The sequence below is a fragment of the Halomonas sp. A020 genome (assembly GCF_027943625.1).
In the GTDB taxonomy this organism is placed as follows: domain Bacteria; phylum Pseudomonadota; class Gammaproteobacteria; order Pseudomonadales; family Halomonadaceae; genus Vreelandella; species Vreelandella piezotolerans.
The window spans coordinates 1,716,709-1,739,285 of record NZ_AP022850.1; the positions used below are offsets into that span (position 1 = coordinate 1,716,709).

A 22,577-nucleotide genomic window follows, 5' to 3' on the forward strand; every position below is an offset into this window, starting at 1 on the left:
CCCTGTGTGTGGTTAACGTATTGTGAGTGTAAAACCTTTGGGTAACCCATAGGTCAAGCGTTGCTGGTCACTCAGCCGAAAGGACTAAAACACTGATTTAAAACAGTCGTGCGACTAATGTATAAGCAAAAAACAAAATAAAACGCTCGTTTGCCCTTGAACCAAACCCGACATTGGGCGAAAACTGAGGTGTAAGAACAACGCGGGTGGATGGCAGAATCCGCCGGATCATCGGGAGAGAGGCCCACAATGCATAATAACTTCAAAAAACTAACCCTAGTGGCCGCGGTAGCAGCAGTAGCTTTTGCTAGCCAAGCCAACGCAGGCGGATATCAAATCAACGAGCAGAGCGTCAGCGGCCAGGGTTACGGCCATGCAGGACGCAGCTCCAACGTTCACGATGCCACGATCGTGTACGGTAACCCGGCGGGTATGTCGTTCCTCGACCGCGCCCAGATTACGGCGGGCGGTACTTTTCTGAGCGTCGATACGGATATTAGTAATGTGAGTGCTAGCCGTACGTTGGATGCTGGGGTTGCTCAGGGTGGCGCACCGAATGGTGTGCAGATACCTGTGGGTGGCATCCCAGGTACTAACGATGGCGATATGGTGCCCGGCACGCTGGTTCCCTTCGCGTTTTATGCTCATCCTGTCAACGAACAGCTGGCGTTCGGCTTTGGTGTCTATGCGCCGTTTGGTTCTAAAACCGAGTACGAAGATACGTTCCAAGGCCGCTATTTTGGCGACTATACCGAACTACGTGTCGTGAGCGCCCAGCCGACCGTTTCATACCGTTTTAACGATCAGTGGTCGGCCGGTATCGGTATTACGTATAACCAAGTAGAGGGTGAGCTGCGTCGCCAGTTGCCCACCAGCGCAGCCTTTAATGCAGCAGGCGACATCGACTCTCGGGTAGAGGGTGACGATGACGGTTGGGGATATAACCTGGGTGTTATTTATCAGCCGGTACCCGAGACCACGTTGGGCTTGACCTATCGCTCGGCAGTGGATTATGAGCTGGAGGGCACCTTCCAAGCCACAGACCCGCTGGGTAACGTCGTGCGTGCCGATACGGCGAGCCTGGACTTGACCACGCCTGAAACGGTCAACTTATCGTTGACGCAGCAAATGACGGATCGCCTGAAGTTGATGTTCGGGGCTTCCTGGGTGCGCTGGAGCCAGTTTGAAGAAATCTCGATTGTAGGCAGCCAGGGCAATGAAATTACCAACGAGCAGCAAAACTACTCGAATGCCTGGGCCTTTGCCACTGGCGGTGAGTATCAGTTAACGCCGACCTTAGCCCTGCGTGCAGGTGTGACGTTAGACTTCACGCCTACCAATGACCAAGACCGCAGCGTACGTATTCCGTCCGATGACCGGCGCATCTTCTCGCTTGGCGCAGGCTGGAGCCCGACCCCTGACTTGACGCTGGACTTTGCCTACTCCTACCTCACCGAGCGCAGCACCTTTGTTGAGCAAGATCGCCAAGACCTGCTTGCCAGTGCCCAAACCGGTGGTATTCCCGTCGGCGGCGCGACTTACTCAGCCGACTACAAAAACGAAGCCCATGGTTTCGGTGCCCAGTTGACCTATCGGTTCTGATCGACGCTCGCGCTTACTGATCGGTCTTCGACCTACTGACCCGGCTTCGGCCGGGTTTTTTACGTGATGCGCAACGGGCTGGGTGGGTGCGGTGAGCGCTGGGTTTCGTTACAATACGTCCCAGAATAACGCCGCTGGGGTAGCTTGCGCAGGTGTCGACCACCTAACCGTGAGCTGCCACAGCGGCGCCTGTCTCTTTTACGCTACCATCCAGCGTGCAGGAGACGTCGTCCATTTACAAACCCAGTCACCGACCAAGGCCAAAGCGATCCATGTTGGAAACCAACCCGATTCATCACCAGATCAAGGACCTGTCTGAGCGGACAGACGTTCTTAGGGGGTATCTTTGACTATGCCGAGCGTAAAGATCGGCTAGAGGAAGTCTCCCGCGAACTCGAAGATCCCAACGTCTGGAACGACCCCGACTATGCCCAGAAATTGGGTAAAGAGCGCGCCACCCTCGAGGCCATCGTGGCGACTATCGACGAGCTGGATCAGGGGCTAGCGGATAGCCGCGACCTGCTGGAGCTCGCCGAGATGGAAGAGGACGAGGGCACCGTCGAGGAAGTACGCAAAGAGCTCGACGGCTTACAGGGCGCTTTGGAAAAGCTCGAGTTTCGCCGCATGTTCTCGGGAGAAATGGACGAGAACAACGCCTACCTGGATATTCAATCGGGCTCCGGGGGCACCGAAGCCCAGGATTGGGCCAACATTCTGCTGCGCATGTACTTGCGCTGGGCCGAGAGCCACGGGTTTAAAACCGAGATCATCGAAATCTCGGCGGGCGAAGTCGCTGGCATCAAATCGGCATCGCTGCATATTCAAGGTGACCACGCCTTTGGCTGGCTGCGTACCGAAACCGGCGTTCACCGTTTGGTGCGCAAGAGTCCGTTCGACTCCGGCGGCCGCCGTCACACCTCGTTTGCCTCGGTATTTCTGTCGCCGGAAATCGACGACAGCTTCGAGGTCGAGATCAATCCATCGGATCTGCGTGTCGATACCTATCGTTCGAGCGGTGCGGGTGGTCAGCACGTTAATACCACCGACTCTGCAGTACGGATTACCCACGAGCCGACCGGTATCGTGGTGGCGTGTCAGAGCCAGCGTAGCCAGCACGCCAACCGCGATTTCGCCATGAAGCAGTTGAAGGCGAAGCTGTGGGAACACGAAATGCAAAAGCGCAATGCGGCCAAGCAGGAGGCGGAAGACTCCAAAGCCGATATCGGTTGGGGCAGCCAAATTCGCTCTTACGTACTGGATGATCAGCGCATTAAAGATCTGCGTACCGGCGTTCAGTCCAGCAACTGTGACAAGGTGCTCGACGGGGACTTGGATCAGTTCATCGTCGCCAGCCTGAAGCAGGGTTTGTAATCTTTTTTAGCGTTTGAACAGAAATAGGGTGCCCGATGGCTAACCAAGACGCGTCTTCTCTCGATAACGAAAATCACCTGATCGCCGAGCGCCGTGCCAAGCTGGCGGCTCGCCGTGAGCGAGCGGCCGAGCAGGGCAAGAGCGCTTTCCCGAACGATTTCCGCCGCGACAGCCTCACCGTCGAGCTGCACAACCTGCTGGGTGAGAAAGACAAAGCCGAGCTGGAAGCGCTGGATCATCAGGCGTCGGTGGCCGGTCGCGTGATGCGCAAACGCGGTCCTTTCATCGTGATTCAGGATGTGGCGGGCCAGATCCAGCTTTACGTGGATAAAAAGGGGCTGCCGGAAGACGTCCTGGAAGACATCAAGGGCTGGGATATCGGCGACATCGTGGCCGCCCGCGGCCCGGTGCACAAATCCGGCAAGGGCGACCTGTACGTGATGATGGTCGAGGCGCAGCTGCTGACCAAGAGCCTACGTCCGCTACCGGACAAGTTTCACGGCCTGACCGACCAAGAAGCACGCTATCGCCAGCGCTACGTGGACCTGATCATGAACCCGCAGTCGCGTAAGGTGTTCGAGACCCGCGCGGCGGTGATCAGCTCCATGCGCCGCTTCTTTGAAGCCCGTGGTTTCATGGAAGTGGAAACGCCGATGCTGCAGCCGATCCCCGGCGGCGCGGCGGCGCGCCCGTTCATCACCCACCATAATGCGCTGGACATCGACATGTACCTGCGTATTGCCCCTGAGCTCTACCTGAAGCGTCTGGTGGTGGGTGGTTTCGAGAGAGTGTTCGAGATCAACCGCAACTTCCGTAACGAGGGCTTGTCCACGCGCCACAACCCTGAGTTCACCATGGTGGAGTTCTACTGGGCCTACGCGGATTATCGCGACCTGCTGGACATGACCGAAGCCATGCTGCGCACCGCCGCGCAGGAGGTGCTCGGCACCACCACGATCACCTACCAAGGGGTCAGCTACGATTTCGGCCAGCCCTTCAAGCGCCTCACCCTGCGTCAGGCGATTCTGGATCACGGTGACGGCATCACCGACGCCGACCTGGATACCCTGGACGCCGCCCGTGCAACGGCGGAAAGGCTCGGCATCAAGGTGAAAGAGAGTTGGGGGCTGGGTAAAGTCCAAACCGAGATTTTCGAAGAGGTGGCCGAGCACCAGCTCGATCAGCCGACGTTCATCACCGAGTACCCGGCAGAGGTCAGCCCGCTGGCGCGGCGTAACGATGCCGACCCCTTCGTCACCGATCGCTTCGAGTTCTTCGTCGGTGGCCGCGAGATCGCCAACGGTTTCTCGGAGCTGAACGACGCCGAAGACCAGGCAGAGCGCTTCCGCGAGCAGGCGGCCGAAAAAGACGCCGGTGACCTGGAAGCCATGTACTACGACGCTGACTACGTGCGCGCCTTGGAGTACGGCATGCCGCCGACAGCGGGCGAGGGGATCGGTATCGACCGGTTGGTGATGCTGTTCACCGACAGCCCCTCCATTCGTGACGTGCTGCTATTCCCGGCGATGCGTCCCGAAGTTGATTGACGTTAAACGTGGCGCTAGCGGACGAAAAGTTGGTAAGGGCGCGATTTAGCGCCCATAATGGTCAACGTTTCGACGGCGAGGAGAATCCCATGAAACTGCTTAATCGCTCTGCCCTGAGCGTCAGGCCGACCCAGACCTTCGTGGACTGGATCAATGCGCTCGAACCCACCATGGGAGACGACGACCTGACCCTGGACGACGTCGAACGTGAAAGTACGGTCTACCTGATCCCTGAGATGGATACCCCAGAGGCGCTGGAGACATTCGTTCGTGAACGTCACGTAGAAATCCTAGAAACCGAGCTGCGTGCTTGGGAAGAGGATGAGCGTCAGTGGCCAGAAAAACTCGACTGGTCGCTGTTTCAGGACTTCCTGCGCGTGGAGCATAGCTACCTCGCCATCGACCTGGATGACGAAACGGCGTTGGAAATCTCCGATGTCGATGACTCGCTGCTGCTCGACCATGAGCAAGATTAGCGTGCTAGTATTCTTATGCTAAGCGCACTGTAAAACCGGCTTCGGCCGGTTTTGCCGTTTCAGAGGGTGTTGTTCAGGAACTCATCACCATGCGACTGTTTGAAACTCGCCCCGGCGACGACGGCCTGCCTGGGCCCGAGCGCCTATTGGCCGTGCTGGCGCTCGTGACCGGCACGCTAATGGCGGTGGTCGATACCACCATGATCAATTTGGCCTTGCCCACCATCGCCGCTGATTTAGGCGTGTCGGCATCCCGGGCGGTGTGGATCACTAACCTGTTTCAGGTCGTTTGCGCGGCCTTTTTATTGGTGTTTGCCGGTGTCAGCGAGCTGATAACCCGACGACGGCTCTACCTGTTGGGTTTGGCCACCTTCGTAATGGCGGCACTCGGTGCCGCGCTGTCGCGTAACCTCGAAACGCTACTCGTGTTTCGTGCGCTGCAAGGCTTGGGCGCAGCGGCCACGCTCTCCATTGGGCCGTCGCTCTACCGCGCCATTTTTCCGTCCCGTCTGCTCGGCAGCGCGCTGGGGCTCAGTGCGCTGGTCGTGGCGGGCGGTTATGCCGCAGGCCCTACCCTCAGTGGCGTCATTCTCTCGTTCGCGGACTGGCCGTGGCTGTTCGCGCTCAACGTGCCGCTAGGGCTCTGCTCGCTCTGGCTGGCCCGCCGAGCGCTGCCGAGAGAGACCCCGCGCCAAGGTGGCTTCGATACGCTGGGGGCGCTTTACTCGATGCTGATGCTGGCGAGCTTTTTTATCGCCATGGATGCCGTGGGCCACGCCGCACCGGTGTGGCAAAGCGGCGGATGGGGGCTGCTGGCGGTAGTGGGCTGCGCGCTATTTGTGCGTCGCCAGCGGCGGGCGCCTTACCCGTTACTGCCGCTAAGCGTGTTTGCCGAAAAGCGTTTCACGCTGGCGGTGTCCGCGTCGGGGCTAGCGTTTATCGGCCAGGGACTCACCTTTGTGGCGCTGTCGTTCTTTTATCAGGAGCAGATGGGGTTTTCGCCCTTGGAGACTGCGTGGCTGTTCACGCCCTGGCCGCTGGCGATCATGCTGGTGGGGCCGGTCGCAGGGCGTTTGGCAGATCGCTTCAACCCCAGCCTGCTGTCGAGTACGGGGCTGCTGCTGCTGATCGTCGGGTTGGTGGCGTTGGCGCTGGTGGACGAGAGTACGGGGGTCGCGGGAAGCTTGTGGCGAACGGCCCTTTGCGGGATTGGCTTCGGGCTTTTTCAGCCGCCCAATAACCGGGAAATGATGGGCAGCCTGCCGCCTGAGCGTAGCGCCAACGTGTCCGGCGTGATGAGCACCACGCGCACGGTGGGGCAGTCACTCGGGGTTGCGCTGGTCGGCGCGGCGCTGGCGCTTGGATCGCCCGTTCAGTTAACCCTCTGGTTGGGGGCAGGGACGACGCTGTTGGCATTGCTGGCAAGTCTTTCCCGTGTGTCGTTGGCCCAGCGGGCGCTCGTCGAGCGGAGGGCATCGTCTGTTGGCGAGTAACGGCGTACAATAGGGCCGTTGCTGACGGAAGGAGAGTCCCATGGCGATACAGACACAAATCGAGCAAAAGTTGGCGGCGCTAACCCCAGACGTGCTCCGAGTCGAGAACGAGAGCCACATGCACAACGTGCCGGCCAACTCGGAAACGCACTTCAAAGTGACCTTGGTAAGCGACAGCTTCGACGGTATGATGCCGGTGAAGCGTCATCAGCAAATATATGCCCTGTTGGCTGACGAACTCTCGGGCCCGGTCCACGCGCTGGCGCTACACCTTTATACGCCCCGCGAGTGGCAGGCGCGCGGCAGCGAGCGTCCCAACTCTCCCAACTGTCGTGGCGGCGGCCAGTGACCCAAGAAGTCACTCGTCGGCACTATCTGGATGCCATGGGCATTACGTCCTGGGCGTCCCGTTATCAGTTACCCAACGCCCTGCCCACTGACGTCTGTGAGTGGCAAGACGCACCGGCCAAAGCGGCACCGCGCGAGCGCTTGCAGGCGCTGCTCGACGACGCCCCCGCGCGCCAGCCCTCTCGCCAGCCCGGTCGTGACTCCGATCTTGCCCCCACAGTCGCTGCGTCACCCTCGGCCGTCAAAGCGCTGCTGGGCCAGCCAACGCCCACAGAGCAGGTATCTCAGCCAGAGGCGAGCACAGAGCTTGCACCGACAACACAGGTCGAACGCGCCGAGCCACTGACGTTCAGCCTCTCCTGCGCTTGCATCGACGGGCGCTGGCTCAGTCTCTGTGAAGGCGAGATCTCGGCGGTCGAGCAGCAGCTGCTGGCCAACATGCTGCGTGCTGCGGGCATCGGACATGGCGAGCTGCCCACGGTGACTCACTTCACCTGGCCGCCCATGGCCACTGCCTTCGAGCCTGAAGAGCCCCTTGAAGAAGCGCAAGAGGGCGTGGCAGCGTTTATTGCCGGTGCGGTAAGTCGGCAAGGTTGGCAATTAGAGCAGGTGCTTTGGTGGGGCGCTGAGAGCGCAACGCCCGATTTGGAGCGCGTCATCGCGCTCGATGGTGGGCATAGCGAAACGCTCGCGCTACCGGTTTGGCAAGGGCCCTCGCTGGCTGCGCTGACCCAAGACGCGAATGCCAAACGTGCGCTATGGCCGCGTTTGGTGGCTTTAGGCAAGCAGTGGGGCGATGCGTGATCGAGCGTTTGCGTCCGGACCATCGAGCTCCGCTTCTGAAACTGGAAGCCCTCGCCCAAAGCGGCGCCAGTGGCCAGCAGTTGGCGGAGGCGTTAGCCGATGACCAAACGTGGGTCTTGGGCGATTGGCAGGGCGACGTGCTCGCAGGCTATGCCGTGATCGCGCAACTCCCGTTCGATGCCGAGCTCCAGGCCATTGGCGTGCGGCCTGAGTGTCAGGGGCAAGGCAGGGCACGACGCTTGTTGGGTGAGGTCATTACCTTGGCCACGCGCTGGCAAGCAGAACGATTACTGCTGGAAGTGCGCGTCGGCAACCAGCGAGCCATTGCGCTCTATCGGCAGGCAGGGTTTCAGGAGGATGGTCGTCGGAAGAACTACTACCCGGCCGCCAACGGCGCGACCGGGCGGGAAGATGCGCTGCTGATGTCGCGAGCGCTGGCTTAGGAGGCGCTGCTGTCGTCCATGCCATCGAACTTGCTGAGGACACTCTGCAAGCGGCGCTCCCACTCTTCACGCTCTTGCTTTAGCTGCGCGTTTTCGTTGCGTAACTCTTCGTTTTCTAGCTTCATCATCTCCAACGCCTCGACGGTGTCGGTGACTTTTTGTTCCAACTGATTGAACAGCTCAAGGCTCATGCCTACCTCCAGTAACGAACGACAGGCGGCTGCCTGTCGTTATGTCATAAAATCGGGCGTGGTGCGTCACTCGATGGGGCGAGCGTAACGCCGCTGTTACTTGTCGGCAAGCGCTTTAGGTGAGCAAGCGTCGATAGAGCCTAGCCATGCTTTCACCCGCCCGGGTTTCTCGGTGAAGCTGCCAATGGGTGGGTACTTCGGGCGTCAGGCCGTACTCGGTCTCCAGGTAGATCATCGCCTCGTTAGCGAGCCAACCGTTCGTCTCTAGCGCGCTGCAGCAATCCGCGGCCAAATCTTGATGAAAGGGCGGGTCGAGAAATACCACGTCCATCGGCTGTCCTGGCGACGCGACAAACGATAGGGCATTGGCGGTGATGACCTTGCCCAGCGCGGTTTTCAAGATGGTGAGGTTCTCGCGAATATGCGACGCCACCTGGGCGTCACGCTCGACGAAGGTGACCTCGGCGGCCCCCCGCGAGAGCGACTCGATGCCTAGTGCACCGGTGCCCGCGAATAGATCCAGCACCTGCTTGCCGTAAAGCGCTTGGCCGAGCCAATTGAACAGCGTTTCACGTACGCGATCTGGGGTTGGGCGCAGGCCAGGATGGTCGAGCACCGGCAGTTGGCGGCGCCGGAAATCACCGCCGATGATGCGCAGTTTTCCCGGCGGTTTGGCTTGGCCACGAGAAGATGTCGATGGGCGCGAGGAGGCGCGCGAAGAGCGTTGTCGTTTCATGACGCGATTGTAGCGGGCTACTTATCCAAAGTCTTGGTCTGCGGTGGTAGGATAATCGCAATGTTCACCTATTTCGTCGGATGACCCCTATGTTCGGTTTTTTCAAACGTAAGAAAAAGGACGACTCCCAGCAGGAGCCTCAGGATGCCCAGGAGCAGCCTGCGCTGTCGGAGGAGCCCGAGGGCTCGACTGAGCAAGAGATTGCTGCGGAGGAGAGATCGGCACCTGCCAAAGCGCCTGCGGAACCCCCTGCGCCCTCTGAGTCGCTGGCAGACGAATCGCCCTCACATGCACCGGCATCCGTAGGTGACGCTGCCGAGGTGCTCGCCCAGGAGCAGTCGCCCGAACCGGTCGATAAAGAAGACGTTCAGCCCACCGGCGTCGATGAAGAGGTGACGCCTGCGTCGCTCATGGATACTGTGCCAGAGCCAGAGCCAGAGCCAGAGCCAGAGCCAGAGCCAGAGCCAGAGCCAGAGCCAGAGCCAGAGCCAGAGCCAGAGCCAGAGCCAGAGCCAGAGCCCGCCGCGAAGGCAGCCCTTCAGGAAAAGCCGGTGGCAGAAAAAGGCGAAAAGAGAGGCTGGTTTGCGCGCATCAAGTCTGGTCTAGGGAAAACTCGCGCCAACCTGACCGACGGCCTGGCCGATCTTTTCCTCGGCAAAAAGCAGATCGATGACGAGCTGCTGGAGGACTTGGAAACCCAGCTGCTCATGGCCGATGTGGGCATCGACGCGACGAGCGAGATCATCGAACGCTTGGAAGCGCGCGTCTCCCGCAAAGAGCTCAACAACCCCGAGGCGCTCTACCGTGGCCTGCAAGAAGAGCTGGCCGCACTGCTGGCCCCCGTGTCGACGCCACTCAGCTTCGAGAAAGAGCGCGACGGCCCCTTCGTGATTTTGGTGGTCGGGGTCAATGGTGTCGGCAAAACCACCACCATCGGCAAGCTCACCCAGCGCTTTCAGCGCGAAGGTAAGAGCGTCATGCTGGCCGCTGGGGATACTTTCCGTGCGGCCGCGGTCGAGCAGTTGAAGGTGTGGGGCGAGCGTAACCATGTGCCGGTCATTGCCCAGCATACCGGTGCCGATAGCGCCTCGGTGATTTACGATGCGGTGGCGGCCGCCAAATCCCGCGGTGTAGACGTGTTGATTGCCGATACCGCTGGACGACTGCACAACAAGAGTCATCTAATGGAAGAGCTGAAAAAAGTGCATCGAGTGATGCAGAAGCTCGATGACACGGCGCCCCACGAGGTCATGCTCGTATTGGATGCGGGCACGGGACAGAACGCCATTTCCCAAGCGTCGACCTTCAACGAAGCGGTGCCGATTAGTGGGATTACCCTGACCAAGCTGGATGGCACCGCCAAAGGCGGCATCATCTTTGCGTTGGCCAAGCAGCTCGAAACGCCGATCCGCTTTATTGGGGTGGGCGAAGGCCTGGATGATCTGCGCCCCTTCAACGCCGATGACTTCGTCAACGCGCTCTTCGACCGCCAAGGAGACGATGGCCACGCATGATAGCCTTTGAGCATGTGGGGAAGCGCTATGGAGGGCGCTTCGAGGCGTTGGCACACTTGAACTTTCGCGTCGCACGAGGCGAAATGGTCTTTCTCACCGGCCACTCGGGGGCGGGAAAAAGTTCGCTGCTGCGCTTGATCATGCGGTTGGAAAAACCCAGCCGTGGCCGGGTGGTGGTGGCTGGGCACGACATTGCCCAGCTCCACGTCAGTCAAGTGCCGTTCTATCGACGTCAGATAGGTGTGGTCTTTCAAGACCATCAGCTGCTGTTCGATCGTAGCGTGTTCCACAACGTGTCGCTGCCGCTGGACATTCAAGGTGTAGAGCCCCGTGAGGCAGCCCGGCGCGTGCGCGCTGCGCTGGACAAGGTTGGCCTGTTGCACCGTGAAAAAGCCCTTCCTATCGAGCTATCGGGTGGTGAGCAGCAGCGTGTGGGCATCGCCCGTGCTGTGGTCAACAAACCCGCGCTGCTGCTGGCCGATGAACCCACCGGGAATCTGGACCCCCAGCTCTCAGCCGATATCATGGCGCTATTCGAAGACTTCAATCGTATCGGCACCACCGTGATGATCGCGAGCCACGACTTGGCCCTGATTGCGCGCTTGCGTCATCGGATTCTGCGTCTGCGGGATGGCCGTCTAGTAGCCGATGAGGGGGCCGTATGAAGCGCTCGGCCACTCCTCGCCAAAGCGGCGCCGCCCCCCGTGCTGCCCGCGCGCCCGCAAAGCCCCATGCCCCTGTAACGGAAAAAACGCCCCGCGGTGGGGCTCGCTCGCAGCAAACACGTATGGGCAGCCGTCTGCGGGCCTGGGGGCGTCACCACCGGGCCATGGCGCTGGATAGCCTTTTTCGACTGGTGCGCTACCCGTTGGGCAACCTGCTGACCATGCTGGCCATTGCCATTGCCTTGGTGCTTCCCGCCGCTCTATGGCTGACGTTGGACAGCGCCAAGCTGCTGGATGCCGAGCTGGATGAAAGCGCGTCGCTCACCGTTTATCTCGATATGGGGATTGATGCAGCGCAGGCGGCTCGGATCGAAGAGGCGGTGAGCGCTGACGGCGGCGTGGCGCAGACGCGCATGATCAGCCCAGAGCAGGGCATGGCGGATTTCCAGCAGTCGTTGGGCATCGACGATACCCTGGCAGGGCTTGACGATAATCCGCTCCCCGCGAGTATCGTCATTTCCCCTCAAGATGTAGAGCCCGCTGCGATGGCTGAACTGGCCGAGCGGCTCGAGGGGGTAACTGGCATCGATGAAGTACGCGTCGATTTGGCCTGGGTCGAGCGGCTGCGCCATCTGGCGGCGTTGGGACGCCGCGTGGCGCTGGCGCTGGGGGTGCTGTTTGGTTTCGGTGTACTGCTGGTCGTCGGTAATACCATTCGCTTGTCGGTGGAGAGCCGACGCCGTGAAATCGAAGTGGTCATGCTGATCGGCGCAACGCACGCCTTCGTGCGTCGCCCGTTCCTGTACAGTGGAGCCTGGTATGGCGCTGGAGGCGGGCTCTTGGCGCTGGGTCTGTTGGCCTTGGGCAATCACTGGCTATCGCTGCCGGTGGCGGCGCTCGCGGCAAGCTATGGCGCTAGCTTCACCTTGCCGCAGTTGGACGTGACAGGCTCTACAATTCTGCTATCTTGCAGTACACTACTTGGCTGGCTGGGAGCTTGGCTTGCCGTCACGCGCCATCTTTCCAGCATACGACCGCGCTGAGCATGCGTCTGTCGCGTTGTCATCTTCACGTTATAGGCAGTACATAGACTCCGCGATATTGTCCATGTGGGCAGTCACGGGAATTTCTACCCCCGTGGCGTGATCGATGCCAACTGTGCGTCGATCGTTTGAACCTTTGGGTTCGACTAAGGTCTTAAGGTTAACGCAAGACGTTTGGCTGCGCACATTCACGCGACGCCAGCACGTCAACCACGATAGGTTTTAAGGGAGACCATCTGCACATGAGCACTAGTCTTCTACCGGTGGGACAGCTTTCACCAGGCAATGACCTGGGTGGCTACATTCAAGCGGTGAATGGCATCGCGGTGCTGAGCGTCGAAGAGGAGCGCGAGCTGGCGTTCCGTCTTTACGATGAGGGCGATCTAGAGGCAGCACGTCGATTGGTGCTATCGCACCTTCGTTTCGTGGTGCACATTGCTCGCAGCTACTCCGGTTACGGTCTGCCGCAAGCGGACTTGATTCAGGAAGGCAACGTCGGTTTGATGAAAGCCGTCAAGCGCTTCGATCCCAATCAAGGGGTACGCTTGGTGTCGTTTGCCGTGCACTGGATCAAAGCCGAAATTCATGAGTTCGTGCTGCGTAACTGGCGTATCGTCAAAATCGCCACCACCAAGGCGCAGCGTAAGCTGTTTTTCAATCTGCGTAGCGCGAAAAAGCGTTTGGCATGGCTGAACAACGACGAGGTCGACGCAATTGCCAAAGATCTCGACGTGAAACCGGAAGTCGTGCGCGATATGGAAGGGCGCCTCTCGGCATTCGACGCAGGGTACGACGCATCGCCCAGTGACGACGAAGAGAGTACGTATCAAGCGCCAGCGTACTTCCTCGATGACGCTTCCGCTGACCCGGCGACACAGCTCGAAGACAGCGACTTCGAGGAAGACGCCACGCGCCGTCTTCAACTGGCACTCAAAGCGTTGGACGAGCGCTCGCGGGACATTTTGCAGCGCCGCTGGCTCACCGATGACAAAGCCACGTTGCACGATTTGGCCGACGTGTATGGCGTTAGCGCTGAGCGCATTCGCCAGCTCGAAAAGAACGCCATGAAGAAGCTACGTCAGAAAATGGGCGACGCGGCCATCGCTGCGTAACACTCACGCCTCACGCAGGAAAACGCCCCGCCGGTATCGTTACGGCGGGGCGTTTTCATTTGCTTTGTGCATGTGCTGAGAGCACGCGCCTCATTATGCGGGTTGGGAAGCGTTTCTAAATAGCTGGCCCGAGAGTAGCGTCCACTGATCCTCCCAATACTCGGTAGGCAGCCGCTTGAAGTCGCTGCGGACGTATTGCGAAATACGCCCTTCGGCCTGGGCGATGAGCAGGTTGGCCGCTGCCGAGGCGGTGATGCTGGTGCGCTGCCCTTCACGCAGCTCGGCCTCACGGAGCACCTGCTTGAGCTGCGTTTCCAAGCGCTCGAAGAGCTGGTGTACCCGCTGGCGCAGCCGAGCGGTCTCTCCAGTGAGAACATCGCCGCCCAGTACCCTGGCAAGCCCAGGGTTCTTCTCGGCAAACCCGAGCAAGAGCGAGAGAATCGTCCCGCAGCGGGTCGTGGCATCAGGAATATCGTCGAGAATGCGGGTGATCCTGGCGAAAATGCTCTCTTCGATGAAGTCGATCAAGCCTTCGAACATGCGCGCCTTGCTGGGAAAATGGCGATACAGCGCTGCCTCGGAAACGCCCACTTGCCGCGCCAGGGCGGCCGTGGTGATGCGTTTACCGCTATCTTCTTCCAACATGATGGCCAGCGCCTGCAGTATCTGCTCGCGGCGGCGAGGTTTGCTATCGTCACTCATGACTCGTGCCCTCCGTCGCGATTAGCCTGCGTCAGTGATCAGGGTGCCTACCCCGGCGTTGGTAAAGATTTCCAGCAGTACGGCATGGGGCACGCGACCATCGATGATGTGGGCGCTGTTGACACCACCTTTCACCGCGTCCAGTGCACAGCGGATCTTGGGGAGCATCCCGCCGTAGATGGTGCCGTCGGCAATCAAGCCGTCTACCTGAACGGTCGTGAGTCCGGTCAATACCTTACCTTCGCTATTCATCAAACCCGCCACGTTGGTTAGCAGCATGAGTTTTTCGGCGTTCAGCGCTTCGGCTAGCTTGCCTGCTACCAAATCGGCGTTGATGTTGTAGCTGTTGCCTTTGTCATCTACCCCGATAGGTGCGATGACCGGTATGAAATCACGCGCGGCCAACATCTCGATGAGATCGGTAGAGATCGACTCCACCTCGCCCACGTGGCCAATGTCGATGATCTCCGGCGCGGTCATTTCCGGACTTTGATGCTCTACTTTGAGCTGGCGGGCGCGAATTTGGGCACCATCTTTCCCCGTCAGGCCAATCGCTTTGCCGCCGCTTTGATTGATCAGGTTGACGATGCTCTTGTTGACCAAGCCGCCCAGCACCATCTCGACCACGTCCATGGTCTGCGAGTCGGTGACCCGCATGCCGTTGACGAAGCGGGATTCGATATTGAGTTTCTCCAGCAGACTGCCAATTTGCGGCCCACCGCCGTGTACCACCACGGGGTTAATGCCGACCTCCTTCATCAGCACGATGTTACGAGCAAATGAGTCGATCAGCGTATCTTCGGTCATGGCGTTGCCACCGTATTTGACGACGACGGTTTTGCCGGAGAATTGCTGAATGTAGGGAAGCGCTTCTGACAGCACCTCCACGACGACCTGAGGGTCGCGACTAGCTGAACTCATGACGATGTCCCTTGGCTCTTTTTTAATGTCTGTTGCATGGCTGTGCGCGGCTGGCAATCACAGCGTGTTTAACACGTCGCGCGTTCTAAAGGCGCGATCATGTCGTTGTGGTGGCCGGTATGGTCAGTGTCGGTGCGATGCCGTGGAGCGCTTCGGCAAAACGCCCACGGATGCGAGCAAGTGCAGCGCTATCCTTTCCTTCGAAACGCAGCACCAGGGCGGGCGTCGTATTCGAGGCGCGGCATAAACCCCAGCCGTCGGGGTAATCGACGCGAATGCCATCCAGCGTGGTTTTGATACCTTCGCCGAAGTCGCCCTCTCTGGCAAGCGTCTCGATAATGGTAAATTTTTTGTCATCGGCCACGCTGATGTTGATTTCGGGCGTGCTCACATCCTGAGGAAATTGGTCGAAGAAGGTATCCGCATCCCCTGGGAATTGGGCAAGAATCTCCAGCAGCCGGGCGGCTGAGTAGAGACCGTCGTCAAAACCGTACCAGCGCTCTTTGAAAAAAAGGTGGCCACTCATCTCACCGCCGAGCAGTGCCCCCGTCTCTTTCATGCGCGCTTTGATGAGCGAGTGCCCGGTGCGCCACATCTCGGGTTCACCCCCAGCCTCGCTAACCACCTTGGCCAAGTTGCCGGTGCACTTGATATCGAAGACCACCTTGGCGCCAGGGTTGCGCGACAGCATATCGGTGGCAAAGTGCATCATCAGGTGGTCGGGGTAAATCATGCGTCCACGAGGCGTCACGACGCCCAGGCGGTCACCGTCGCCGTCGAAGGCCAGGCCGATGTCGGCTCCGCTGTGTTGAACGTGGTGAATCAGGTCTTGGAGGTTTTCAGGCTTGCCGGGGTCGGGGTGATGATTAGGAAAGCGCCCATCGATCTCGGCATAGAGCGGCGTGGTCGTTACTCCCAATCGCTCGAGCAACTGCGGGCCTAGCTCGCCAGCCACCCCGTTGCCGCAATCCACCACGGCGCTAAGCGGGCGCGTAACCTTCACATCACTCAAGATGCGTTCCAGATAGGTGGCGCGCAGATCGTGGTGGCGCACGCGACCGTCGCCTTGGGTGAAGTTACCTGCTTGAATGCGCTCAAAGAGCGCAGTAATTGCGTCGCCCGATAAGGTGTCGCCCGCCAGGACGATCTTGAAGCCATTGTAATCCGGCGGGTTGTGGCTACCGGTGAGCATCACGCCTGAGCAGCTCTCTGCGAGCGTGTGAGTGGCAAAATAGAGAACCGGCGTGGGCACCATGCCGATATCGATCACGTCTCTTCCCGCGGCCTGCAGGCCGCGAATGAGCGCCGCCTGCAGGCGTGGCCCAGACGTGCGGCCGTCCCGCGCCACAATCACCGTGTGTTCGCCGCGAGCGGCCGCTTCGGAGCCGACGGCGCGGCCAATCAGCTCGGTGGTGGCATCGTCGAGCGTGTCATCGACGACGCCGCGAATGTCATAGGCGCGAAATATCGAAGCGGGTACGGTCATCATCGATCCTTGAAAAGGCAAAAGGGGGCGTCGTAAGGCGAGCTATTGGCGACCGGTGCTGCCGAAACCGCCGCCGCCGCGGGAGGAGTCGTTGAAGCGCTCGACGATGTCGAGGTCGGCCTGCACCACGGGCACCAAGACGTACTGGGCCAGCCGCTCGAACGGCGTCACGGTGAAGCTGTGTTGGCCTCGGTTCCAAACCGAGATCATCAGCTCTCCCTGATAGTCGGAGTCGATCAAACCCACCAGGTTGCCCAGTACGATGCCGTGTTTATGGCCCAGGCCCGAGCGTGGCAAAATCATGCCCGCTAAGCCCGAGTCTTCAATATAGATGGCAAGCCCGGTTCGCACGAGCTGGCATTCGCCGGGGGCGAGCGTCAACGGCTCATCCAGCAACGCCCGCAAGTCCATGCCCGCAGAGCCTGTCGTGGCATAGGTGGGGAGATAGTCGTGGAGGCGCTCGTCCAGGACGTTGCACTGTAGGCGAGGGCGGGAACTGCTCATGGTTAGGCTCCAGAAGAGGTCAAAGAGAGGTGGGTGAGGGCGTGCCGAACGATCAGCGCGGCCAGCTGCGTTTTAGGCTGTGGCGGTGCGACGAGTCGGTCACTGCCGTCGGATGTTCGCCATAGCAGCAGCGCCGCGTTGTCGTCGCTGCCAAATCCCAGCCCCTGTTGGGAAACATCATTAGCGACGATCATATCGAGCCCTTTGCGGGCGAGCTTATCCTGGGCGTAACGCTCGATGTCTTGGGTCTCGGCGGCAAAGCCCACGACAAAGGGGCGCTGGCCGTCCGGTAGCGCCGCCACATCGGCAATGATGTCGGGATTTTTCACCAGCGTGAGCGTTAGGGTGTCCTGGTCGTCGGTTTTTTTCAGCTTGTGCTCGGCCGCGTTGGCGGCGCGGTAGTCGGCTACCGCTGCGCAGCCAATGAACAGCGCGGCGGTTGGCGCGAGATCGAGCGCTGCCTCGTGCATCTGCAGGGCCGTGTCGACGTTGAGCCGCTCGACGCCTGTCGGCGTGGGTAGGTTCACCGGCCCGCTGATCAGCGTCACTCGTGCGCCTTGCGCGGCCGCCTCGGCCGCCAGGGCATAGCCCATCTTCCCCGAGCTGTGATTCGACAGGTAGCGGACAGGGTCTAGCGCCTCCCGCGTGGGTCCAGCGGTAATCACGACATGGGGGGCGCTGGCCGAGGGGGTAATGGGCGGTGCAAAATGGCGGCTCACGGCCTCCAGAATCTCATCAGGCTCGCTCATGCGCCCTGGGCCGACATCGCCGCAGGCTTGATCGCCCGCAGCAGGGCCTATCAGCTGCCAGCCGTCGCTGGCCAGCTGTGACACGTTGCGCTGAGTGGCGGGGTGGCGCCACATGGCTTGATTCATCGCTGGCGCGATGAGGCGCGGCGCCTCGGACGCCAAACAGAGCGTGGTCAATAAGTCATCCGCCATGCCGTGCACCAATCGTGCGATCAGATCGGCCGTGGCGGGCGCGATCACGATGGCGTCGGCCCAGCGGGCCAGCTCGATATGGCCCATGCCGGCTTCCGCTTCTGGATCTAGCAGCGACGTACGCACCGGCTCCCCCGAGAGCGCCTGAAGTGTCAGCGGCGTAATGAAGGCCTGAGCGCCCTCCGTCATCACCACGCGAACCTCGCAGCCCGCCTGCTTGAGCAGTCGTACGATCAGCGCGCTTTTATACGCCGCAATGCCCGCGCTAACGCCGAGCAGCAGGCGCTTACCCGCAAGTGACGACGTACGTGATGACATACGTGATGACAAAGGGGAATGCGAAAATGAGGCCATGGTCGGCAGTCCAGTGTGACGATCAACAAGGCGCTTACCATACCATTTGACCGATTATTTTGGCATGCTCGGCAAATGTAGGGGCTAGGTATAGTGAGGCGGCGCCATTGAGTTGGCGTTTGAAGGCGGCGCTCTCTCTTTAACTAGGCCGATAACGGCAGTGCATGGGCAAGGAGGCGTGGATGGGAATCAATCATTGGCCCGAGGGGGAGCGGCCGCGGGAAAAACTGCTGACGATGGGCGCGCAGGCTCTCTCGGATGCTGAGCTTCTCGCCATTTTTCTGCGCGTTGGCGTACAAGGACGCTCTGCGGTGGATTTAGCGCGGGACTTGCTGACCAGCTTTGGTGGTTTAAGGCAGTTGCTGGAAGCCGACCAAGCCCAGTTCTGTGCCGCTCGGGGATTGGGGAATGCCAAGTTTGCTCAGCTACAGGCCACCCTGGAGCTTTCGCGGCGTCATTTGGCCAGTCAGCTGGCCCGGGGTAACGCGCTGACGTCGCCAGCGCTGGTGCGTCACTATTTGAGTTCTCAACTCCGTCACTTGGGACACGAGGAGTTTGCGGTCCTTTTTTTGGACACTCAGCACCGAATTATTCGCTATGAATCCCTATTTCGCGGTACCCTAGACAGCGCATCCGTTTATCCCCGCGAAGTTGCCAAGCGTGCGTTGGAACTACACGCTGGTGCTGTCATCCTGGCCCACAATCACCCCTCGGGTGTAGCGGAGCCCAGTGATGCCGATCGACGTATCACCGAGCGCTTGAAAGATGCCCTTGCACTCTTTGACGTGCGGGTTCTCGATCATTTCGTGGTAGGAGACGGAGACGTGGTGTCGTTTGCCGAGCGTGGCTGGCTATAGTCATCAACTCAGCAGGAGAAAACGCGCGGCGGGTCGTAGGGCCGATGCCCCTTTTCTAAGTAAATTGTCCAGAAACGCGCTTTTTTGGCCTTTTTGGGCGGTTTCGCTTGCTGGTAGCCAGGTGCTCTGGTATAAAGTGCCACCTTTGAACTTGGGTTGAATAACGGATTTGGGTACAGCTAGGCGGTTAACTGCGTCGACTCCCTCCCTGCTCCGGTTTGCCCGACAGTTTTGAACAACTCGCCAAGCGGTTGGAGGCTCTCATGTCCAAAGTATGTCAGGTTACCGGCAAGCGTCCGGTAACTGGTAACAACGTTTCTCACTCCCAGCGTAAGACACGTCGTCGTTTCTTGCCGAACCTGCACACCCATCGTTTTTGGGTTGAATCCGAAAACCGCTTCGTCAAGCTGCGCGTTTCCTCTAAAGGCATGCGCATCATCGACAAGAAAGGTATCGAGACGGTTCTGGCCGATATCCGCAAACGCGGCGACGCAATCTAAGCGAGCTTTTGCTACGCACTTTTGGGAGAGTTAAACCATGCGCGATAAGATCAAGCTGGTGTCTAGTGCCGGTACTGGCCACTTCTACACCACTGATAAGAACAAGCGGAACACCCCGGATAAGTTCGAATTCAAGAAATACGACCCGGTGGTCCGTAAGCACGTTATCTACAAGGAAGCCAAGATTAAGTAATCGCGGTTACGATGATCGGCTTTCACCGCAGGCGAGCGCCTGTTGAAAAACCCGGCCCAAAGCCGGGTTTTTGCATGTCTGTCGTTAGGGCGCTGACGGGTCATCTGTCATGGCGCTGTCATCATAGGCTTTCATCATGCCCGAATTGCCTGAAGTAGAAACCACGCGACGTGGCATTGCCCCCTATATCGAAGGGCAAGAGATTACCGAAGTGCGGGTGCGCCAGCCGCGCCTGCGGGTGCCAGTGCCTGACGATCTGGCCGATCGGCTGATCGGCGCGCGCGTCGGCGAGCTTTCACGCCGTGCCAAGTATTTGCAGATGCCGCTGGCCACACCCAAAGGCAGCGCCACGCTGCTGTGGCACCTGGGCATGTCGGGAAGCCTGCGTATTGCGCGCCTGGGCGACGTGCCCAAAAAACACGATCATGTGGACGTCGTGACGGCTAGCGGTTACGTGCTGCGCTATCATGATCCGCGGCGGTTCGGTTTCGTCGATTGGCGGCAGGGCGACGGCAGTCGCGATACCCGCCTTGCTCACTTGGGCCCCGAGCCGCTCAGCGAGGCCTTCGACGGCCAGTGGCTCTACCGCTTGTCCCGCGACAAGCGCGTAGCGGTCAAGCCTTTTCTGATGGATAACCGCGTGGTGGTGGGCGCGGGCAATATCTACGCCGCCGAAGCGCTGTTCATGGCGGGCATCGACCCGCGCCGTGCGGCGGGGCGTATTTCCCGAGCCCGCTACGATGCGCTGGCGGCCGCCGTGAAAGAGGTGTTGGCGGCGGCCATCACCCAAGGCGGCACCACGCTGCGCGACTTTGTCAGCGGCCAGGGCGAACCCGGCTACTTTGCCCAGCGGCTGAACGTGTACGGTCGCCACGGGCAGCCCTGTCTACGCTGCGGCAGCGAGCTGAGGCGTATTACCCTGGGGCAGCGGGCCAGCGTGTTCTGCCCTGGCTGCCAGCGTTAAGCGTCGCCTCGCGCGGCGACCCATTTTGCTTATTTGAGCAGCGCTAGAGCGCTGCCGGCCTGCTTTTTTGGAGATTGTTGTGACTCAACGCCTGCGCCTGAACAAGAACGCCGATCGCCGCTTGAAGGCTGGCCATCTGTGGATCTACTCCAACGAAGTCGATATCAAAGAGACGCCGTTAAAGAACTTCGCGGCGGGTGAGTCCGCGCTCGTAGAGGCCTCCAACGGAAAAACGTTGGGCGTGGCCTACGTGAATCCGCACTCGTTGATCTGTGCGCGTATCATGTCTCGAGACCCGGAAATGCGCCTGGACCGCTCGCTGTTCGTGCATCGCTTCAATCAGGCGCTGGCGCTGCGTCAGCGTCTCTTCGATCAGCCCTTCTATCGTCTGATTCATGGGGAAGGCGACCTGCTGCCGGGGCTAGTCATCGACCGCTTTGGCGACGTGCTGGTGGTGCAGCTCAACACGGCGGGTATGCAGGCATTGGCGGAGGAGATCGTCGATGCACTGGAGAAAGTCGTCAAACCAAGCACGATCGTGTTTCGCAACGACACCGGTGGCCGCCGCCAGGAGGGCCTGGAAGCCCACGTGGAGGTGGTCAAAGGCACGCTACCCGATGAAGTGCTGCTGGTCGAGAATGGCGTGACCTTTGCCGTCCCGGTGCTGAATGGCCAGAAAACCGGCTGGTTCTATGACCATCGTGTCAACCGCGCCTGGCTCAACGGCCAAGTGGCTGGCAAACGCGTGCTGGACGTCTTCAGCTACGTCGGTGGCTGGGGCGTCCAGGCAGCCGCCAGCGGCGCCTCCGAAGTGCTCTGCGTGGACGCCTCTGGCGCGGCGCTGGAGCAAGTGGCGCGCAACGCCGAGCTGAACGGTGTCCAAGAGCAGGTGGCCATCGGCGAAGGCGACGCCTTCGAAGCCCTGGCGGCGCTGAAGGCCGATGGCGAGCAGTTCGACGTGGTGATTCTCGATCCGCCGGCGTTCATCAAAAAGCGCAAGGATATCCCCAACGGTGAGCGCGCCTACTCGCGTCTCAACCGTGAGGCGATGCGTCTGCTGGGCCGCGACGGCCTGCTGCTGTCGGCGTCTTGCTCCATGCACTTGGCGTCCGAGCGGTTGGTCGACGTGGTGCGCGGTGCGGTGCGCCATCAGGATCGTCACGGACAGGTTATCTTCCAGGGCCACCAAGGGCCGGATCACCCGGTACACCCGGCCATTCCAGAAACGGCCTATTTGAAGGCGCTGGGTGTTCGCGTATTCCGCGATTAATCATCCGCAAATCGTCGTCATGAGGTAGGTAGACAGGGAGCGAGTCACATGGAGTGGGCACTGCCAGACCCGTTTGTCATTGACCTGGAGGTGCTGCCAGAGGCGATCGATGCCTACCAGCACGTCAACAACAGCGAGTACTTGCGTTGGGTCGAGCAAATTAGCTGGGCCCACTCCGAGGCATTGGGGCTCTCTCTCGAGCGTTACCGAACGCTGGATAGGGCGATGGTGGTCCATCGTCACGAGCTGGACTACCTCGCGCCAGCCTTTTTAGGGGATGCGCTGCAGCTCGCGACCTGGATCGTCGCGTGCGACGGGCGTTTTAGTCTGACGCGTCGCTTCCAGCTCAAGCGTATCGACGATGGCAAAACGCTGCTCAATGCCCGTACTCGCTTTGCCTGCGTGGCGCTCTCCAGCGGTCGTCCAAAGCGCCTGCCCGAGGAGTATCAGCGTCTCTATGGTAGTGCGGTAGTAGAGGAAGGGTGATGCGCTACTGAGTGGCGTCGATTTTTTCGTGCGCTGCGCTCAAGCGCTAGATCT

25 protein-coding genes are annotated in these 22,577 nt (G+C 60.2%); 18 read left to right on the top strand and 7 right to left on the bottom strand.

Annotated elements, in window-relative coordinates:
* Window positions 1-249: 249 nt before the first annotated feature.
* From FRH_RS08035 to rimI, 8 genes are all read left to right on the top strand, one after another.
* Window positions 250-1,602, top strand: a complete 1,353-nt coding sequence (locus tag FRH_RS08035; protein WP_139528283.1) for an outer membrane protein transport protein — start codon at window positions 250-252, stop codon at window positions 1,600-1,602.
* A gap of 272 nt (window positions 1,603-1,874) precedes the next feature.
* Window positions 1,875-2,973 (top strand): peptide chain release factor 2 gene (gene prfB / locus FRH_RS08040; RefSeq protein ID WP_139528284.1). Its coding sequence is split into 2 segments (ribosomal slippage): window positions 1,875-1,949 and window positions 1,951-2,973, totalling 1,098 coding nucleotides; the frame shifts between segments, so codons are not numbered across the junction.
* 35 nt (window positions 2,974-3,008) lie between these two features.
* Window positions 3,009-4,520: a lysine--tRNA ligase gene (gene lysS / locus FRH_RS08045; protein ID WP_281998034.1), complete on the top strand. Its 1,512-nt coding sequence runs from the start codon at window positions 3,009-3,011 to the stop codon at window positions 4,518-4,520.
* 89 nt (window positions 4,521-4,609) lie between these two features.
* Entirely contained in the window at window positions 4,610-4,996 is a 387-nt protein-coding gene (locus FRH_RS08050; protein ID WP_137093711.1) for a hypothetical protein, read from the top strand.
* Window positions 4,997-5,085: 89 nt separating this feature from the next.
* Entirely contained in the window at window positions 5,086-6,489 is a 1,404-nt protein-coding gene (locus FRH_RS08055; RefSeq protein ID WP_153843431.1) for an MFS transporter, read from the top strand.
* A 40-nt stretch (window positions 6,490-6,529) separates the two neighbouring features.
* Window positions 6,530-6,838, top strand: a complete 309-nt coding sequence (locus FRH_RS08060; RefSeq protein WP_139528287.1) for a BolA/IbaG family iron-sulfur metabolism protein — start codon at window positions 6,530-6,532, stop codon at window positions 6,836-6,838.
* Window positions 6,835-7,641, top strand: a complete 807-nt coding sequence (locus tag FRH_RS08065; protein WP_139528288.1) for a hypothetical protein — start codon at window positions 6,835-6,837, stop codon at window positions 7,639-7,641. Before FRH_RS08060 ends, FRH_RS08065 begins: the two co-directional genes overlap by 4 nt.
* Window positions 7,638-8,084, top strand: a complete 447-nt coding sequence (rimI, locus tag FRH_RS08070) for a ribosomal protein S18-alanine N-acetyltransferase (protein WP_255303975.1) — start codon at window positions 7,638-7,640, stop codon at window positions 8,082-8,084. Before FRH_RS08065 ends, rimI begins: the two co-directional genes overlap by 4 nt.
* Here rimI and zapB read toward each other — a convergent pair.
* The gene (zapB, locus tag FRH_RS08075; RefSeq protein ID WP_139528290.1) at window positions 8,081-8,275 is read right to left on the bottom strand and encodes a cell division protein ZapB; all 195 of its coding nucleotides are present in this window, start codon (window positions 8,273-8,275) and stop codon (window positions 8,081-8,083) included. The genes rimI and zapB overlap by 4 nt on opposite strands.
* Window positions 8,276-8,390: 115 nt before the next feature.
* On the bottom strand, window positions 8,391-9,011 hold the full coding sequence (gene rsmD, locus FRH_RS08080; RefSeq protein WP_139528291.1) for a 16S rRNA (guanine(966)-N(2))-methyltransferase RsmD: 621 nt from the start codon (window positions 9,009-9,011) through the stop codon (window positions 8,391-8,393).
* An 89-nt stretch (window positions 9,012-9,100) separates the two neighbouring features.
* Between rsmD and ftsY the strand changes: the two genes are divergently transcribed.
* From ftsY to rpoH, 4 genes are all read left to right on the top strand, one after another.
* Window positions 9,101-10,525 carry a signal recognition particle-docking protein FtsY gene (ftsY, locus tag FRH_RS08085; RefSeq protein ID WP_281998035.1) on the top strand — a complete coding sequence of 475 codons (1,425 nt, stop codon included), beginning with the start codon at window positions 9,101-9,103 and terminating at the stop codon, window positions 10,523-10,525.
* Window positions 10,522-11,190 carry a cell division ATP-binding protein FtsE gene (gene ftsE / locus FRH_RS08090; RefSeq protein ID WP_139528293.1) on the top strand — a complete coding sequence of 223 codons (669 nt, stop codon included), beginning with the start codon at window positions 10,522-10,524 and terminating at the stop codon, window positions 11,188-11,190. The genes ftsY and ftsE overlap by 4 nt, the downstream gene beginning before the upstream one ends.
* Window positions 11,187-12,233, top strand: coding sequence for a permease-like cell division protein FtsX (gene ftsX / locus FRH_RS08095; RefSeq protein WP_153843436.1), 1,047 nt, complete (start codon window positions 11,187-11,189; stop codon window positions 12,231-12,233). The genes ftsE and ftsX overlap by 4 nt, the downstream gene beginning before the upstream one ends.
* A gap of 242 nt (window positions 12,234-12,475) precedes the next feature.
* Window positions 12,476-13,345, top strand: coding sequence for an RNA polymerase sigma factor RpoH (gene rpoH / locus FRH_RS08100; RefSeq protein WP_139528295.1), 870 nt, complete (start codon window positions 12,476-12,478; stop codon window positions 13,343-13,345).
* Window positions 13,346-13,438: 93 nt separating this feature from the next.
* Here rpoH and slmA read toward each other — a convergent pair whose 3' ends face one another.
* The 5 genes from slmA to coaBC form a co-directional block, all read right to left on the bottom strand.
* Entirely contained in the window at window positions 13,439-14,047 is a 609-nt protein-coding gene (gene slmA, locus FRH_RS08105; RefSeq protein WP_139528296.1) for a nucleoid occlusion factor SlmA, read from the bottom strand.
* A 21-nt stretch (window positions 14,048-14,068) separates the two neighbouring features.
* Entirely contained in the window at window positions 14,069-14,968 is a 900-nt protein-coding gene (argB, locus tag FRH_RS08110) for an acetylglutamate kinase (protein ID WP_054644931.1), read from the bottom strand.
* 97 nt (window positions 14,969-15,065) lie between these two features.
* Entirely contained in the window at window positions 15,066-16,454 is a 1,389-nt protein-coding gene (locus FRH_RS08115) for a phosphomannomutase/phosphoglucomutase (RefSeq protein WP_153843437.1), read from the bottom strand.
* A 42-nt stretch (window positions 16,455-16,496) separates the two neighbouring features.
* On the bottom strand, window positions 16,497-16,958 hold the full coding sequence (gene dut / locus FRH_RS08120) for a dUTP diphosphatase (RefSeq protein ID WP_139528299.1): 462 nt from the start codon (window positions 16,956-16,958) through the stop codon (window positions 16,497-16,499).
* Window positions 16,959-16,960: 2 nt separating this feature from the next.
* Complete coding sequence (gene coaBC / locus FRH_RS08125) at window positions 16,961-18,217, bottom strand: bifunctional phosphopantothenoylcysteine decarboxylase/phosphopantothenate--cysteine ligase CoaBC (RefSeq protein ID WP_281998036.1); 1,257 nt, start codon at window positions 18,215-18,217, stop codon at window positions 16,961-16,963.
* A gap of 218 nt (window positions 18,218-18,435) precedes the next feature.
* Here coaBC and radC point away from each other — a divergent pair, with 218 nt between their 5' ends.
* The 6 genes from radC to FRH_RS08155 all read left to right on the top strand — a co-directional run bounded on the left by radC (window position 18,436) and on the right by FRH_RS08155 (window position 22,523).
* Window positions 18,436-19,110: a DNA repair protein RadC gene (gene radC / locus FRH_RS08130; RefSeq protein WP_153843439.1), complete on the top strand. Its 675-nt coding sequence runs from the start codon at window positions 18,436-18,438 to the stop codon at window positions 19,108-19,110.
* 263 nt (window positions 19,111-19,373) lie between these two features.
* Entirely contained in the window at window positions 19,374-19,610 is a 237-nt protein-coding gene (gene rpmB, locus FRH_RS08135) for a 50S ribosomal protein L28 (RefSeq protein ID WP_038481085.1), read from the top strand.
* A 37-nt stretch (window positions 19,611-19,647) separates the two neighbouring features.
* Window positions 19,648-19,803 (top strand): 50S ribosomal protein L33, encoded by a 156-nt coding sequence (gene rpmG, locus FRH_RS08140; protein WP_009098622.1) that lies wholly within the window; start codon window positions 19,648-19,650, stop codon window positions 19,801-19,803.
* Between the two features lie 136 nt (window positions 19,804-19,939).
* On the top strand, window positions 19,940-20,767 hold the full coding sequence (mutM, locus tag FRH_RS08145; RefSeq protein ID WP_281998037.1) for a bifunctional DNA-formamidopyrimidine glycosylase/DNA-(apurinic or apyrimidinic site) lyase: 828 nt from the start codon (window positions 19,940-19,942) through the stop codon (window positions 20,765-20,767).
* A 79-nt stretch (window positions 20,768-20,846) separates the two neighbouring features.
* Entirely contained in the window at window positions 20,847-22,037 is a 1,191-nt protein-coding gene (locus FRH_RS08150) for a class I SAM-dependent rRNA methyltransferase (RefSeq protein ID WP_139528303.1), read from the top strand.
* Window positions 22,038-22,085: 48 nt separating this feature from the next.
* Window positions 22,086-22,523: a thioesterase family protein gene (locus tag FRH_RS08155; RefSeq protein ID WP_139528304.1), complete on the top strand. Its 438-nt coding sequence runs from the start codon at window positions 22,086-22,088 to the stop codon at window positions 22,521-22,523.
* The last annotated feature ends 54 nt before the right edge of the window (window positions 22,524-22,577 follow it).